We start from the raw sequence: 14,246 nt of genomic DNA on the forward strand, positions 1-14,246 counted from the left end.
CGAGGGTTTCTGAATGCCGCGCATTGCCTATGTGAACGGGCGCTACGTCGCCCATGCCGACGCAGCCGTGCATATCGAGGATCGTGGCTATCAGTTCGCCGACGGCGTCTACGAGGTCTGCGAGGTGGCGCGCGGCTTCATCGTCGACATGCCGCGCCATCTTGCGCGGCTGAACCGTTCGCTGACAGAATTGTCGATCGGCTGGCCAGTCACGCAGGGCGTCCTGCCGCTCCTCCTGCGCGAGGTGGTGCGGCGCAACCATGTCGCCAACGGCCTGGTCTATGTCCAGGTGACGCGCGGCGTTGCCAGCCGCGACTTCGTTTTTCCGATGGATACGCCGTCTTCTTTGGTGATTACGGCCAGAAAAGCCGACCCGGCGGCCGCTGTGAAACGGGCCGAGACCGGCATCAAGGTCATCACCGTGCCGGAGAATCGCTGGGATCGGGTCGACATCAAGAGCACCGGCCTGCTGCCCAATGTGCTGGCCAAGCAGAAGGCTAAGGAAGCCGGCGCCCAGGAAGCCTGGTTCGTCGACACCGATGGCAACGTCAAGGAAGGCGGCTCGTCGAATGCCTGGATCGTTACCCGGGACGGCATTCTGGTGACGCGGCCGGCCGAACATGGCATCCTGCGCGGCATCACCCGCACGACCATGTTCGAGGTGGCGGCCAAGCTCGGCTTGAAGATCGAGGAGCGGGGTTTTTCGGTCGCCGAGGCCAAGGCCGCGCGCGAGGCATTTATCAGTTCAGCGACGACAATTGCCATGCCTGTCGTGGCCATCGACGGCGATCCGGTCGCCAACGGACATCCCGGTTCTGTGACACTTTCGTTGCGGCAAGCCTTTTTTGACGTTGCGGAAAAAAGTCCAGCCTGATAACCGCACAGGTGGAATGAACATCAATATATCTCGTTCTGCTTGTCGTTACTGACGGCAAGAGGGGGTTTGCGCGCTTGACATGTGCCGTTTAGTTTGGCGCACTGGCCTGCAAACCGAAGGGGATCGGCGAAAGACAAGAACAATGGCGGAACGATCGCAAAACCTTCAGGACCTGTTCCTGAACTCAGTTCGCAAGAGCAAGAACCCACTCACCATCTTCCTGATCAACGGCGTCAAGCTGACCGGTGTGGTCACTTCGTTCGACAATTTCTGTGTCCTGCTACGGCGTGACGGTCATTCTCAGCTCGTCTACAAGCACGCCATTTCCACGATCATGCCGAGCCAGCCGGTTCAGATGTTCGATGGCGAGGAAAGCCAGGGCGCCTGATTGGCACGTGAGAAAGACGCGGACGCTACAGTTCGCGGAAAACCAACGCATCATCCCGGGACGGAAGCCAAGGGCCCGACCCGGGCCGTTGTCATTGTGCCCGTCCTTACCCGCCACCAGCGCAATGACGACGAAACGAACCGTCCACGGCTGACGCGTTCGGCCGAGGCGCGCCATGATGAAGCGGTCGGCCTTGCGCGCGCCATCAACCTTGATCTGATCCATACGGCGGTGGTGACCGTCAACGATCCGCGCCCGGCAACCTTGCTCGGCAGCGGCAAGGTCGCGGAGTTCGCAGAGATCGTCAAAGAGGGGCACGCGGAAGTGGTCATTGTCGACCATCCGCTGACGCCGGTGCAGCAGCGCAATCTCGAAAAAGAGATGAACGCCAAGGTGCTGGACCGCACCGGGCTGATCCTGGAGATCTTTGGCGAGCGCGCGCGGACCAAGGAAGGCACACTGCAGGTCGAGCTTGCGCATCTGAACTATCAGAAGGGCCGGCTGGTACGCAGCTGGACCCACTTGGAACGGCAGCGCGGCGGCGCCGGCTTCCTCGGCGGCCCCGGTGAAACGCAGATCGAATCCGACCGGCGGCAGTTGCAGGAAAAGATCATCAAGCTGAAGCAAGAGCTGGAAACGGTGCGGCGCACGCGCGACCTGCACCGCGCCAAGCGCAAGAAGGTGCCATTCCCGGTGGTGGCGATTGTCGGCTACACCAATGCCGGCAAGTCGACGCTGTTCAACAAAGTGACCGGAGCGGACGTGCCGGCGCAGGACATGCTGTTCGCCACGCTCGACCCGACGCTGCGCCGCGTGCGCCTGCCGCATGGCACGCCGATCATCCTTTCGGATACGGTTGGCTTCATCTCGGACCTGCCGACGCATCTGGTCGCCGCCTTCCGGGCAACGCTGGAAGAGGTGGTCGAGGCCGACCTCGTCATCCATCTGCGCGATATCTCGGATCCGGACACCGCCGCCCAGGCTGAAGATGTCGAGCGCATCCTGGCCGATCTCGGCGTCGATGCCGGCGACACCAAGCGCGTCATCGAAGTCTGGAACAAGATCGACCGGCTCGACGAAGGCAACCGTGCCAGGCTGCTTGCCGACGGTGCTGACGCCAAGGCGCCGCCAGTCGCCATATCGGCGATTACCGGCGAGGGCATCGATGCGCTGAAGGCGATCATCGAGACGCGGATGTCGGGCGAGTTGGAGGAGCTGACGGTGACGATCAAGCCGGCGCAGTTCGGGCTCGTCGACTGGCTTTACCGCAATGGCGACATCGTTTCGCGCGCCGACAACGAGGATGGCAGCACGACTATCTCGCTCATGGCCACGCACAGCGCCAAGCAAGAAATCGAAAGCCGTTTGCACCGTAAAAACAACGGTTAGCGCCTTTTATCTAGCGCTCTTGGCCTGCTGCCAGAGCGCTTCCATTTCGTCCAAAGTCGCCTTTTCCAGCGTGCTGCCGGAGCTTTCCAGCGCCCGCTCGACATAGTGGAAGCGCGAGCGGAACTTTTCGTTGGTGCCGCTGAGCGCTGCTTCGGAATCGAGCTTGAGGTGGCGGCCGAGATTGACGACGGCAAACAGCATGTCGCCGAACTCGTCCTTGATCGAGGCGGTATCGCCCTTGGCCAACGCCTCGCGCAATTCGCCGATTTCTTCCTCGATCTTGTCGAGGATGGGGGCTGCTTCGCTCCAGTCGAAGCCGACGCGAGCCGCCTTCTCCTGAAGCTTTAGCGCTCGGGTAAGCGCGGGCAGAGCGACCGGCACGCTGTCGAGAAAACCCTTACCAGCGTCTTCGGGGTTGAGCCCGCGGGCGAGGCGCTCGCTTCGCTTTTCCGCCTTCTCTTGCGCCTTGATCTTTTCCCACATGCCCTTGGCCATGCCGGCGCTGCGCGCCTCTTCGTCGCCGAAGACATGCGGATGGCGGCGGATCATTTTTGTGGTGATGGCTTGCACCACATCGCCGAAGGCAAATTCACCAGCTTCCTCAGCCATTTGCGCGTGATAGACGACCTGCAGCAGAAGGTCGCCGAGCTCGTCGCGCAGATCGTCGAGATCGCCGCGCGCAATAGCGTCCGCCACTTCATAGGCCTCCTCGATCGTGTAGGGCGCGATGGTCGAGAAATCCTGCTCGATGTCCCACGGGCAGCCGGTCTTCGGCGCCCGCAGCGCTGCCATGATCTCGATCAGCCGGGAGATGTCTTGCGAAGGTTTCATGCGCCGGATGCTATCCTGCACCCGGTCGCGCGGCCAATGCCGTCAGCCCGCAAGGGCGCCTTGTCCACAGTTGCGCGATATCAATCCAGTACGGAAACGATCGCCTTGGCCAACTCATCCATGCCGTCCTCGGGCAGGCCGGCGACGTTGATGCGGCTGTCGCCGACCATGTAGACGCCGTGCTCGGCACGCAGCCGCTCGACCTGCGCCTCTGACAGGCCAAGCCGGGAAAACATGCCGCGGTGGCTGGCGACGAAATCGAAGCGGTCGGAATTGGACTGCCGCCGCAGCGCCTCGGCGAACTGGACGCGAAGCCTGAGCATGCGCAGGCGCATGTCTTCCAGCTCCGCTTCCCAGTCGGCACGCAGCGTCGCGTCTTCAAGCACGATGCGCACCGCGGCAGCACCATGGTCCGGCGGCATCGAATACATGGCGCGCGCCGCCGCCAGCATCTGGCTCATCGCCACATCGGCTTGCGCGCCGTCCTTGGCCAGCACCATCGCCGCGCCGACGCGATCGCGATAGACGGCAAAGTTCTTCGAACAGCTCGAGGCGACGACCATTTCCGGAACTTTTGCGGCCAGCAGGCGCAGGCCGGCAGCGTCGGCATCGAGGCCTTCGCCAAAGCCCTGATAGGCGATGTCGACAAAGGGTAACAGGCCGCGCTCGACCAAAAGATCGGCGATCTCGGCCCACTGTGCGATGTCGAGATTGGCGCCGGTCGGGTTGTGGCAGCAGCCGTGGAGCAGCACGACGTCGCCATGCTTTGCCGTGCGCAGCGCCGCCAGCATGTCGGCGAAGCGAACAGCACCGGAGGCGGCGTCGAAATAGGGATATTCGCGGATCTGCAGGCCGGCGGCGCGCATCACCGGCATGTGGTTCGGCCATGTCGGATCCGACAGCCAGATGGTAGCGTCGGAGCGTGTCCGCTTCAGCAATTCGGCCACCAGCCGCAGCGCGCCGGAGCCGCCCGGCGCCTGCGCGGCGCGGATGCGCGTCAGGTCGGCCGCGGGGCCAAAGGCCAGCTTCGCCATCACCGTGTTGAAAGCCGTGTCGCCGGCAAGGCCGAGATAGGTCTTGGTGTCCTGGCTTTGCAGCAACCGCTTTTCAGCCTCGCGCACGGCGCGCATGACCGGCGTCTTGCCGTCGCGATCCTTGTAGACGCCAACGCCGAGGTCGACTTTGCCGGGGCGTGGATCGGCACGATAGAGGCCGATCAGGGCAAGGATCTTGTCTGTGGGGGCAGGCTGAAGGTCTTCAAACATCGGTGTGGTTCCGTTGGCGGCGGAGTGATACGCAAATCGGCCGTGCTCCGCCAGCGCTTTCATGTGCGCCAGGCTGAAGGTTCCAACCATGGAGCCATCGACGCCGATATCTGTGTCTTACACGTTCCTGTCACATGGTCGTAGTTTGAATAGGCGCTCTTGGAACCAGGCGTGGAAAAATGAGCCGGCAAGAAAAGTTCGATCTCGCGGTTGTCGGCGCCGGCATTGTCGGCCTCGCGCATGCGCTCGCCGCTGTCCGTCGCGGCCTGCGCGTCGTCGTCATCGACCGCGACGCGCAGGCCAATGGCGCTTCGGTTCGCAACTTTGGCTTTGTCACGGTCAGCGGCCAGGAGCGCGGGCAGGTGTGGCGCCGGGCCATGCGCTCCCGCGATATCTGGCTGGAGGTGGCCGGACCGGCCGGCATCGATGTCATCCAGCGCGGCGTGGTCGTCGTTGCGCGCCGCCCGGAAGCGCGCGCGGTGGTCGAGGCCTTCCTGCAGACCGAAATGGGCGAGGGCTGTTTGCTGCTCGAGCCGGATGCGCTTCGCAGCCGCCATCCCGAATTTGCCGGGCAAGATTTCGCTGGCGGCCTGTGGAGCCCGCACGAAGTGCGCGTCGAATCGCGCCAGGCGATCCCGCAGCTTGCGGCGTTTCTTGCCGAACAACATAGGGTCGAGTTCCGGCGTGAAACGGCGGTGCGGTCGGTCGAGCCACCTGCGATCGAGACCAGCCGTGGCCCCATTCATGCCGACAAGGTGATTGTCTGCCCCGGCGACGATCTGGCAACGCTCTACCCCGAGCGTATTGCGCAATACGGCGTCACCCGCTGCAAATTGCAGATGCTGCGCCTGGCCGATCCCGGGTTTAGGCTGCCGGCAGCCGTGATGTCGGATCTCGGACTTGCCCGATATGCCGGCTATGCCGCTCTGCCCGAAGCTGCCGCCCTGCGGCGCAAGCTTGAGGTCGATCAACGTCCGGCGCTCGACAATGGCGTGCATCTGATTGTGGTGCAGGGCGCCGACGGCACGCTGGTGGTCGGCGATTCGCATCACTACGCAACGACGCCCGATCCGTTCGCTTCGGAGCGGGTCGACGAAATCATCCTTGAGGAGTTCAGCGCCGTTTTTGGGGGGCCGCCGCCGCGCGTGCTGGAGCGCTGGACCGGCATCTATGCCTCGGCGGCGGAGCGGACGATGTTCGCCGACGCGCCGCAGGAAAATGTGCGGCTGGTGATGATCACCAGCGGCACCGGCGCCAGCACCTCGTTCGCGATCGCCGAAGAGGTGGTCGACGAGCTTTTCGGTTCAACCATGGCAGACGCCAGGAAGATGGCATGATGGCCAACGAGTATCTGCTCCGCGCCGTTGTCTTCGATTGGGCCGGCACCGTCGTCGATCATGGCTCGCTGGCGCCGATGGGCGTCTTCGTCGAGGCCTTTGCTGAGTTCGGCGTGGCGATCAGCGTCGATGAAGCCCGCGGGCCGATGGGGATGGCCAAGCGCCCACACATCGCGGCGCTGATGGCGCTGCCGAGGATCGCCGCGGCCTGGGCAAAGCAGCACGGACATGCGCCGACCGATGCCGACATCGACGCCGTCTACGATGTGTTCGTGCCGAAGAACCGGGCGGTTGCGGCGCGCTTCTCGGATGTCATCCCCGGTGTTGCCGATGTCGTCGCCGTGCTGCGCGCCCGCGGGTTCAAGATTGGATCGACCACCGGTTACACGCGCGACATCATGGCCGAAATCCTGCCGGTGGCCGCCGGGCAGGGCTTTTCGCCGGATTGCTTGGTCTGCACGGGCGACACGCCCGACGGCAGGCCGACGCCGTTCATGCTGTGGAAGGCGCTGACCGAGCTCGGCGTCTATCCGCCATGGCTCGCCGTCAAGGTCGACGACACCGAGGTCGGCATTGCCGAGGGAACCAATGCCGGCGCCTGGACCGTCGGCGTGGCGGTGACCGGCAATGTCTTTGGCCATACGCTGGTCGAGACGCAGGCGCTGGCGGCAGATGCCTTCAGGACCAAACGCGCCGCGGCGGCCGCCAAACTCACCGCCGCCGGCGCCCACTATGTCGTCAATGGCGTCGCCGACCTGATGCCGGCCATCGCGGCGATCGAGGGACGGCTCAGGCGCGGCGAAAGGCCTTGAACTGGAGTGTTGGGAGGAGGGGGCAAAGTCTCTCGTCCCGAGGGAGTGAAGTTGGCCACGAGGCCTCGCAGGAGGCAGCAAGCTTTGAGTCTATCGAGGCTTTTGCTAACCTGCCGGCCACGCCAGCCCGCAGATCTGCCACGCGAGGGAAAGTGTCACAGGACAGTCAAACGCTTGAGGCCGATGGCATTTCGGCGACCATAGTCGCGCAGGGCGCCGAACTGGTCTCGCTGCGAAACACTGAAGGGTTCGAGTTCCTTTGGCAGGCGGGTCCGGCCTGGCGGCGTCATTCGCCGGTGCTGTTTCCCATCGTCGGCCGGCTGAAAGGAGATCAACTGCGCCATCTGGGCCAGGTCTATCCGATGACGCAGCACGGATTTGCGCGCGACAAGCGGTTTGACTGGACGGAGAGGGGGCCTCGGTCCTGTACATTGGTTCTCGCCGATGACGCCGATAGCCGCGCACGCTATCCGTTCGCCTTTCGCCTTGCCGTGACCTATACGCTCGAGCGCCAGCAACTTTGCGTGACTTTTGACATCACCAACACCGGCGACGAGCCGCTGCCGGCGTCGATCGGGGCGCACCCGGCGTTCAACTGGCCATTGCTGCCGGATATGGCCAAGGAAGCCTACCGGCTGGACTTCGCCAATGCCGAGCATGCGCCGATCCGCCGGCTGAAAGACGGCTTGCTGATGGCGACAGCGCAGCCGACCCCTGTCGAGGGCAAGGTTCTCGCGCTGTCCGAACGGCTGTTCGACGCGGATGCCGTTATCATGGATCGACCGGCCAGCAGCAGCGTGCGCTACGCCGCTGACCAAGGCCCGGCCATCGAAGTGTCGTGGCAGGGCTTCAGGGAATTGGGCATCTGGTCCAAGCCGGGCGGCGCGACGTTCCTTTGCATCGAACCTTGGCACGGCATTGCGAGCCCGGTGGATTTCGACGGCGAGTTCACCAACAAGCCGGGCATCATGCTGATTGCGCCCGCCGAGAAGCGCGTGCTGAGCTATCAAATCCATCTGCGATGACCGCGGCACGCGGCTCGATCGGACGCTCCTCTGCAGCATTCGCCTTATGCTTGCCAGAAGGGCTTGGCGATCTCTGCCTCGACCTGCCGGTTCGTCAGACCGATATCGTCGATCAAATGCGGATTGTCCTTCGCCATTTGCCTGAGTTGCCAGCGAAAGTAGATCCGCTCGCGCCAGCTCCCATCGCGCCAGGTGGCGATATGGCTTCGCAGGGTCGTCAGGTATCGACGCGACGCCGGCGCGGCGGGCATTCCTGGTCCGGCTGCCTGACAGGGGGCCGGCGCAAAAGTATTGGTCATGGCAACCTCCATATGGTTTGAGCGGCTCATTCTCCTGGAGCCCTCGACCTGAGCGAGGCTGAACTCTGCCGGATATGGACGGCGTCGTACTTAAGCGCTGCCAAATAGTTCTCAAAAGTTCCAAACCGGCTATAGATGCGCCCTATGCAGGGATCGCGCTTTGCCTTTGGTCCGTTCGTGCTTGATTCCGCCGCGGGAACGCTGCTTCGGAACGATGTCCCTGTTGCCGCTGGCTACCGCGGGCTGAAGCTGCTTGCGGCACTCGTTGAACGTCCTGGCGAAATCCTTGGCAAGGCCGAGCTGATGGACGCGGCGTGGCCGGGCACGGCCGTCGAGGAAGGCAATCTTACCGTCCAGATCGCGCAATTGCGCAAACTGCTTGGCCCGCCCGCCGACGGCGGTGAGTGGATTTCGACGGTTCCGCGTGTCGGCTATCGCTTTACGGGGGCCATCGAAGAACTCGGTGATGCGAAACGAAAACCTTTGCCGCTGCCCGGCAAACCATCGATCGCCGTGCTGCCCTTCGTCAATTTCAGCAACGATCCCGAGCAGGAGGCCTTCGCGGATGGGCTGACCGAAGACCTGATCACCGACCTGTCAAGGATCGGCGGCCTGTTCGTCATCGCCCGCAATTCGACCTTTGCCTACAAAGGAAAGGCGAGGGACGTGCGCGGGATCGCCGAGGAGCTTGGCGTGCGCTATCTGCTGGAGGGCAGCGCCAGACGCGCCGCCGGGCGCGTGCGCATCAACGCTCAGCTGGTCGACGCCGCGAGTGGCGAACATCTCTGGGCGGAACGCTTCGATCGCAGCCTGGAGGACATCTTTGCCGTCCAGGACGAGGTGACGGCCAAGATCGTGGAGGCATTGCTCGGCCGGCTGCGCGCGCCACTGCCACGCAATCGGCCCAAGAATCTCGAGGCTTACGATCTCTGCGTGCGGGCGCGCAAGCTGATCGACGATTCGCCGCAGACGGCGCGCGAAGCGCATCTGATGCTGACGCGCGCGGTTGCGCTCGATCCTGATTACGCCGAGGCCTATCGCTGGCTCGCCATGAACCACTGGATGGGGTGGGTGCATTGGGGCGAACCCATTGAATCCAATCGCAGCGTGGCCTTGGAGCTGGCGCGGAAAGCCGTGGCGATCGATCCCAACGATGCCGGCTGCCGTTGGGTGCTCGGCAACCTGCTTGCCTACGAGCGCAGCTTCGCCGAGGCGAATGTCGAGTTCGCCAAGGCGTTCGAACTCGACCCCAACGAGGCCGACGCCTGGGCGACGCTATCCGACATCACCACCTTGGGTGGGCAGGTGGAGGAGGGGCTCGAGCAAATCCGCAAGGCGTTCCGGCTGAACCCGTTTCCGGCGAGTTGGTACTATCTGACGCTCGGCCAGGCGCAATATGCGGCGCGCGACTACGAAGCCGCTATCGAGACATTGCGCCGGGACGAGACCTATCGAACAAGCTCACGCCGTTTCCTGGCGGCGAGCCTTGCCCAGTTGGGGCGGCTCGACGAGGCGCGCGCCGAGGTTGAAATGTTCCTGATCAGCAACCCGCACTTCACGACCCGCCACTGGGTCATGACTGAGCCGTTCCGCGACGCCGCTATGCTCGAGCATTTCGTCGACGGCTTCCGCAAGGCTGGCCTTCCGGAGTGACGCGCCGGCGGTAGGAAGGCGCTGCCCGCACGAGCTATTCCTCAGAGCGACCCGTGGCGTCACGACCGCGCTCGTATCGTTTGGCAAGCGGAAACGGCGGCAACCAGGACTCGCGACGGACGGTCCAGCTTTCGTAGGTTGGCACCAGTTGGTCAGGCGCATCCAGGGATCCCAGGTGCACTTCGATTTCGTCAGCGCTGCGTGCGAAAACGGACGAGCCGCAACGGGGGCAGAAAAACCGCCCGAGATAGTCGCGTGTTTCGCCCTCGATCGTCACCGCATCCTGAGGGAATACCGCCGCAGCATAAAAAAGCGCGCCATGATGCTTGCGGCAGTCGAGACAGTGACAAATGCCGACCCGGTATGGGGCGCCCGACGCCACAAAGCGGACGTTGCCGCACAGGCAACCGCCGGTGAATCGCTCCATGCTTGCGTCTCCTCTGAAATCAAGCGGTTGGAATGGCTACGACGAAGAGCACTGTCATTGCAATTGACCGCTGCGGCGGAGATCCTTCTCGCTCCGCATGAGGGGCAGAGGCTCATCCTGATTACCCTGTTTTGGATCTGCGGTGCACTTGCGGAGCTTAGTAACCGCGCGCCCTTGATCAACGATGGACCGCCGGGCGCACTTCAACAGCCGGGAGTTGACAGGTCGAACTCAACGGGGGTATTTAACCAATCAGTTGTCAACTGATCGGTTAAATACAATGCCTTCCGACGCCCTAAGTGCTACTCTTTTCGCCCTGGCAGATCCGACTCGTCGGGGTCTCCTGGCTCGTTTGGCGGCCGGAGATGCGATGGTGACGGAATTGGCCGAGCCCTATGAAATGAGCCTCGCCGCAATCTCCAAGCATCTGAAGGTCTTGGAGGCTGCTGGTCTCGTCTCCCGCGGCCGCCAATCGCAGTGGCGTCCCTGTCATCTTGAAGGCGCGCCTCTGCAGGCGGTGAGCGAATGGCTAGATGACTATCGGCGCTACTGGGACCGCAACCTAGACAGCCTCGCGGACTACTTGAAAGCATTTCAGCAAAAGGATCGCGATGGCCAGATTGAGCTTCCAGGGGATCGAACATGAATATTGTAACGGACATCCCTGTTGGCGATGCGGTCGTCGTAATGCGCCGGACCTTCGACGCGCCGCGGCCGCTCGTATGGAAGATGATGACCGAAGCCGAGCACGTCTCCAAATGGTGGGGCGGCCCCGGCTTCACCAACCCAGTCTGTGAGATGGATGTACGACCTTCAGGGCTCTGGCATCACGTAATGCGCTTTCCCGACGGCAATGAGCTCGAAATGGATTTCGTGTTTGTCGAGGTCGACCCACCCCATCGGCTCGTTTGGCAGCATGCTGATCACGGCTTTCGTCAGGGAGGGCCGCCGGTCTCCGTGACAACCGTGACACTTAGAGATTTAGGCGCTCAGACCGGATGGGAGATGGTCACGCGCTTCAAATCGATTACCGCGCGCGATTTCGCGGTCGGCATGGGCTTCACAAAGCCGATCGCGGCCAGCACTGAGCGCCTCGCTGAGCGGCTTTCGGGCTTTCTCAATGACGTATGAAACAAGGAAAACTGTGCAATGCGTAAACTGAGCGTCTTCAACAATGTGTCGCTGGACGGGTATTTCACCGACGCGCAAGGTGACATGATCTGGGCTCACAGATTTGACCCGGAATGGATGGAATTCACCCGCAGCAATGCGCAGGGTGGCGGTACAATGATCTTCGGTAGGGTCACCTATGACCTGATGATTCAATATTGGCCGACCCCTGCCGCTTCCAAGAACAACGCGGCCGTTGCGGAACGGATGAACAATCTCTCAAAGATTGTATTCTCACGGACGCTCGACGAAGCAACCTGGAATAACACTCGCCTTATCAAGGACGACCTGGTTGGACATGTACGGCAACTTAAGAAGGAGCCAGGGGAGGGTATCGTCATTATCGGAAGTGGCACCATCGTATCCCAACTGACCGAAGCCAAACTGATCGACGAATACAAGATCGCGGTCGTGCCAGTGGTTCTCGGCAGCGGTCGTACATTGTTCGAAGGCGTCAGCGGTAAGCCGACACTTAAGCGCACGTTGGCGCGCACCTTCGAAAACGGGAACGTCTATCTCTGCTACGAGCCCGCCTGAAAGACGTATCACCCGCTTCGCACAAACCATTGCAGAGACTTGGTTCGACGCGTTGAATGCGATCATGAGAGAAGAGCTGCCGTCGGACCGCAAAGGGTCTGAGGCCTGATTTGCGAAAGGGTGAAAACTCACCGCTGCCTCTGGAGGAATGACGCTGCCAAAATTCTCGTCACGGGCAGGGCTTCTCTTGGGCCTATGCGCTACGCCCATCGCGTTGTTGCTGGCGCTCTTTTCTGCCGGAGCCGGGCATGGCGACTATGTGCTGGCGCGCCTTCTCTATCCGATACCCATGCTGGCGACGCTATTGACCAACAACACCATCACCAGCCTGTCCGTGGGGCTGGCTGTGGCGCAGTTTCCCGCCTACGGAGCATTCGCTGCTCCAGGAGGCCGTATCAGATGGCTGGCGCTTGGCATCCTGCACGCTGTTGCAATCGCAGCTGCCTTCAATGGGCTTCTCGGATATTTCTGAGGACCGCAGCCGCGTACAACGGTGCCGGTGATTGCCCATCCATAAGTCGCATAAGATAGATTATGGAACTAGTGCATTGGCCGGCAGCTCGGAATTGCTGCGGATTTCCATAGGCTTGGCACGATCGATCCATGTTGCCTTGAACTGATGGCCAACGCTACGCTGCACGGATGACAACAGCAAAGCGTGAGATCGAAGCGGCGATCGAGGTGTTCGTACACGGCTACGGCATCGGCAGGAGCCGTATCTTTCCATACGAGGCCAACCGCGTCGGGTCATTGTGGCTGATGCGCGATGCGCCGCGCAAGAATGCGCGCGACTACCGTGGCGAAGAATGGGTCGTCCATGACGTCGCTGCTGAGGCAGCCGATGCAATCGTGCGGCAGCATTCGCGGCCGAGTTTTGCCATTTCCGTCGTCATTGCGGACGACGAGCCGGATCAGCCGGTGCGAACCGCTTACAAGGCTCTGGGCTACCGGCTGCAACGGACCGAAGGCTTTTTCGTCCAGCGACTGCGCCAGATTCCAAGCCCGCAGGCGGTGGTCCCGATTGAGCGCGTGCAGACAGCCGAGCGCGCGGCGCAACTGGGAAAGACCATGCGCAGGCGCCCAATCGCGGACGATCTGCTCGGCGACGGTGCGCCGTTCCGCCAATATGTGGCAGTCGACGGCGACGCTATCGTTGGACGTGTGCGCAGCGTTGAAGCCGTCGGCGCCACCTGGTGCGCGGACATGTATGTCGAGCCTTCGCACCGGCGTCGCGGTATCGGCCAGGCGCTGATGGCTAAGATGCTGCATGACGACCGCGTCCGTGGGTCGCGGTGCTCGGTGCTAACGGCGACGCATGCCGGGGCGCTGCTTTATCCCCGCATGGGCTATGAACGGATTGGAACGCTGCTGATATTCGGGCCGAAGAGCCGAACGTCCTTGTGAAGGGCTATTTGTATCATGCTGATTCATAAGGGATTTCTATCGTCATGCCGTCATAGGCCGGCTCGACGTTGTGAGCTGTCTCGGCCATCACTGTGGCGTAGTCGAGCGGCACGTGCATATGCGTCAGCACGGCTTTCTTCGGCGTCAGTTTTTCAATCCAGCCAAGCGCCTGGCCGAGCGACAGATGGCTCGGATGGGTGTTGTACTGCAGCGCGTCGATGACCAGCACGCCCAGTCCGCGCAGACGCTCGACGGTGGCATCCGGGAAGTCGCTGATATCGGGGCAATAAGCCAGCCCGCCAATGCGAAAACCCAGCGAAATGATGTCGCCATGGATCTGCGGCAGCGGCTCGAGGGTGAGGGCACCGCCCTCGCCTTCGATCACCACCGGCCTGGCGTGGTCGATGAGATGCGCCCGCACGATCGGCGGATAGGAGCTGCCTGGCGGCGTCTCGAAGCAATAGCCGAACGCTTGCCGCAGGCGCTGCATCGTCGGCTGGTCGGCGTGGACGTCGATCAGGTGGCGCTGCTCGAGCACGTAGCCGCGCAGATCGTCTATGCCATGGATGTGGTCGGCATGCGGATGCGTGTAGATGACCGCGTCGATGCGCTTGACCGACGCCAGCAGCATCTGCTCGCGGAAATCCGGTCCGGTGTCGATGACGACGGTGGTCTTGGCGCCGTTCGCCGCGATGCGTTCGACCAGTGCCGCCGTGCGCATGCGCCGGTTGCGTGGATTGGCCGGATCGCAATTGCCCCAATCGCCGGTGATGCGCGGCGTGCCGGGCGACGAGCCGCAGCCGAGAATGGTAAGGCGCAGCCGGTCGCTCAT

The 14,246-nt window shown here is 62.6% G+C and carries 17 protein-coding genes; 12 read left to right on the top strand and 5 right to left on the bottom strand.

Annotation, left to right across the window (positions count from 1 at the left end; genetic code table 11):
• The first annotated feature begins 13 nt into the window (after nt 1–13).
• The 3 genes from AC1DX6_RS15345 (at nt 14) to hflX (ending at nt 2,654) form a co-directional block, all read left to right on the top strand.
• On the top strand, nt 14–874 hold the full coding sequence (locus tag AC1DX6_RS15345; protein ID WP_477314658.1) for a D-amino-acid transaminase: 861 nt from the start codon (nt 14–16) through the stop codon (nt 872–874).
• 145 nt (nt 875–1,019) lie between these two features.
• The gene (hfq, locus tag AC1DX6_RS15350) at nt 1,020–1,265 is read left to right on the top strand and encodes an RNA chaperone Hfq (RefSeq protein WP_006202172.1); all 246 of its coding nucleotides are present in this window, start codon (nt 1,020–1,022) and stop codon (nt 1,263–1,265) included.
• The gene (gene hflX, locus AC1DX6_RS15355; RefSeq protein WP_477314660.1) at nt 1,266–2,654 is read left to right on the top strand and encodes a GTPase HflX; all 1,389 of its coding nucleotides are present in this window, start codon (nt 1,266–1,268) and stop codon (nt 2,652–2,654) included.
• Nucleotides 2,655–2,660: 6 nt separating this feature from the next.
• On the opposite strand, the gene mazG is transcribed toward hflX, so the two are convergent.
• Both mazG and AC1DX6_RS15365 read right to left on the bottom strand, forming a co-directional pair.
• Nucleotides 2,661–3,485, bottom strand: a complete 825-nt coding sequence (mazG, locus tag AC1DX6_RS15360; RefSeq protein WP_477314662.1) for a nucleoside triphosphate pyrophosphohydrolase — start codon at nt 3,483–3,485, stop codon at nt 2,661–2,663.
• A gap of 80 nt (nt 3,486–3,565) precedes the next feature.
• On the bottom strand, nt 3,566–4,750 hold the full coding sequence (locus tag AC1DX6_RS15365) for an amino acid aminotransferase (protein ID WP_477314664.1): 1,185 nt from the start codon (nt 4,748–4,750) through the stop codon (nt 3,566–3,568).
• Nucleotides 4,751–4,929: 179 nt separating this feature from the next.
• On the opposite strand from AC1DX6_RS15365, the gene AC1DX6_RS15370 reads away from it, so the two are divergent.
• The 3 genes from AC1DX6_RS15370 to AC1DX6_RS15380 all read left to right on the top strand — a co-directional run bounded on the left by AC1DX6_RS15370 (nt 4,930) and on the right by AC1DX6_RS15380 (nt 7,924).
• Nucleotides 4,930–6,087 carry a TIGR03364 family FAD-dependent oxidoreductase gene (locus AC1DX6_RS15370; protein ID WP_477314666.1) on the top strand — a complete coding sequence of 386 codons (1,158 nt, stop codon included), beginning with the start codon at nt 4,930–4,932 and terminating at the stop codon, nt 6,085–6,087.
• Entirely contained in the window at nt 6,084–6,899 is an 816-nt protein-coding gene (gene phnX / locus AC1DX6_RS15375; protein ID WP_477314668.1) for a phosphonoacetaldehyde hydrolase, read from the top strand. Before AC1DX6_RS15370 ends, phnX begins: the two co-directional genes overlap by 4 nt.
• A gap of 152 nt (nt 6,900–7,051) precedes the next feature.
• Complete coding sequence (locus AC1DX6_RS15380) at nt 7,052–7,924, top strand: aldose 1-epimerase family protein (RefSeq protein WP_477315115.1); 873 nt, start codon at nt 7,052–7,054, stop codon at nt 7,922–7,924.
• Between the two features lie 44 nt (nt 7,925–7,968).
• On the opposite strand, the gene AC1DX6_RS15385 is transcribed toward AC1DX6_RS15380, so the two are convergent.
• The gene (locus AC1DX6_RS15385) at nt 7,969–8,223 is read right to left on the bottom strand and encodes a DUF1127 domain-containing protein (RefSeq protein WP_477314670.1); all 255 of its coding nucleotides are present in this window, start codon (nt 8,221–8,223) and stop codon (nt 7,969–7,971) included.
• 135 nt (nt 8,224–8,358) lie between these two features.
• Here AC1DX6_RS15385 and AC1DX6_RS15390 point away from each other — a divergent pair, with 135 nt between their 5' ends.
• Complete coding sequence (locus AC1DX6_RS15390) at nt 8,359–9,876, top strand: winged helix-turn-helix domain-containing tetratricopeptide repeat protein (protein ID WP_477314672.1); 1,518 nt, start codon at nt 8,359–8,361, stop codon at nt 9,874–9,876.
• A 34-nt stretch (nt 9,877–9,910) separates the two neighbouring features.
• Here AC1DX6_RS15390 and AC1DX6_RS15395 read toward each other — a convergent pair whose 3' ends face one another.
• Entirely contained in the window at nt 9,911–10,303 is a 393-nt protein-coding gene (locus AC1DX6_RS15395) for a GFA family protein (RefSeq protein ID WP_477314674.1), read from the bottom strand.
• A gap of 280 nt (nt 10,304–10,583) precedes the next feature.
• Here AC1DX6_RS15395 and AC1DX6_RS15400 point away from each other — a divergent pair, with 280 nt between their 5' ends.
• The 5 genes from AC1DX6_RS15400 (at nt 10,584) to AC1DX6_RS15420 (ending at nt 13,414) form a co-directional block, all read left to right on the top strand.
• Nucleotides 10,584–10,949, top strand: coding sequence for an ArsR/SmtB family transcription factor (locus AC1DX6_RS15400; RefSeq protein ID WP_477314676.1), 366 nt, complete (start codon nt 10,584–10,586; stop codon nt 10,947–10,949).
• Nucleotides 10,946–11,434, top strand: a complete 489-nt coding sequence (locus tag AC1DX6_RS15405) for an SRPBCC domain-containing protein (RefSeq protein WP_477314677.1) — start codon at nt 10,946–10,948, stop codon at nt 11,432–11,434. Before AC1DX6_RS15400 ends, AC1DX6_RS15405 begins: the two co-directional genes overlap by 4 nt.
• An 18-nt stretch (nt 11,435–11,452) precedes the next feature.
• Nucleotides 11,453–12,010 carry a dihydrofolate reductase family protein gene (locus tag AC1DX6_RS15410; RefSeq protein ID WP_477314679.1) on the top strand — a complete coding sequence of 186 codons (558 nt, stop codon included), beginning with the start codon at nt 11,453–11,455 and terminating at the stop codon, nt 12,008–12,010.
• Between the two features lie 148 nt (nt 12,011–12,158).
• Nucleotides 12,159–12,482 carry a hypothetical protein gene (locus AC1DX6_RS15415; protein WP_477314681.1) on the top strand — a complete coding sequence of 108 codons (324 nt, stop codon included), beginning with the start codon at nt 12,159–12,161 and terminating at the stop codon, nt 12,480–12,482.
• A gap of 170 nt (nt 12,483–12,652) precedes the next feature.
• Nucleotides 12,653–13,414: a GNAT family N-acetyltransferase gene (locus tag AC1DX6_RS15420; protein WP_477314683.1), complete on the top strand. Its 762-nt coding sequence runs from the start codon at nt 12,653–12,655 to the stop codon at nt 13,412–13,414.
• A 13-nt stretch (nt 13,415–13,427) separates the two neighbouring features.
• Here AC1DX6_RS15420 and AC1DX6_RS15425 read toward each other — a convergent pair whose 3' ends face one another.
• The gene (locus AC1DX6_RS15425) at nt 13,428–14,246 is read right to left on the bottom strand and encodes an MBL fold metallo-hydrolase (protein WP_477314685.1); all 819 of its coding nucleotides are present in this window, start codon (nt 14,244–14,246) and stop codon (nt 13,428–13,430) included.

The organism is Mesorhizobium sp. P2_C4 (assembly GCF_056404575.1).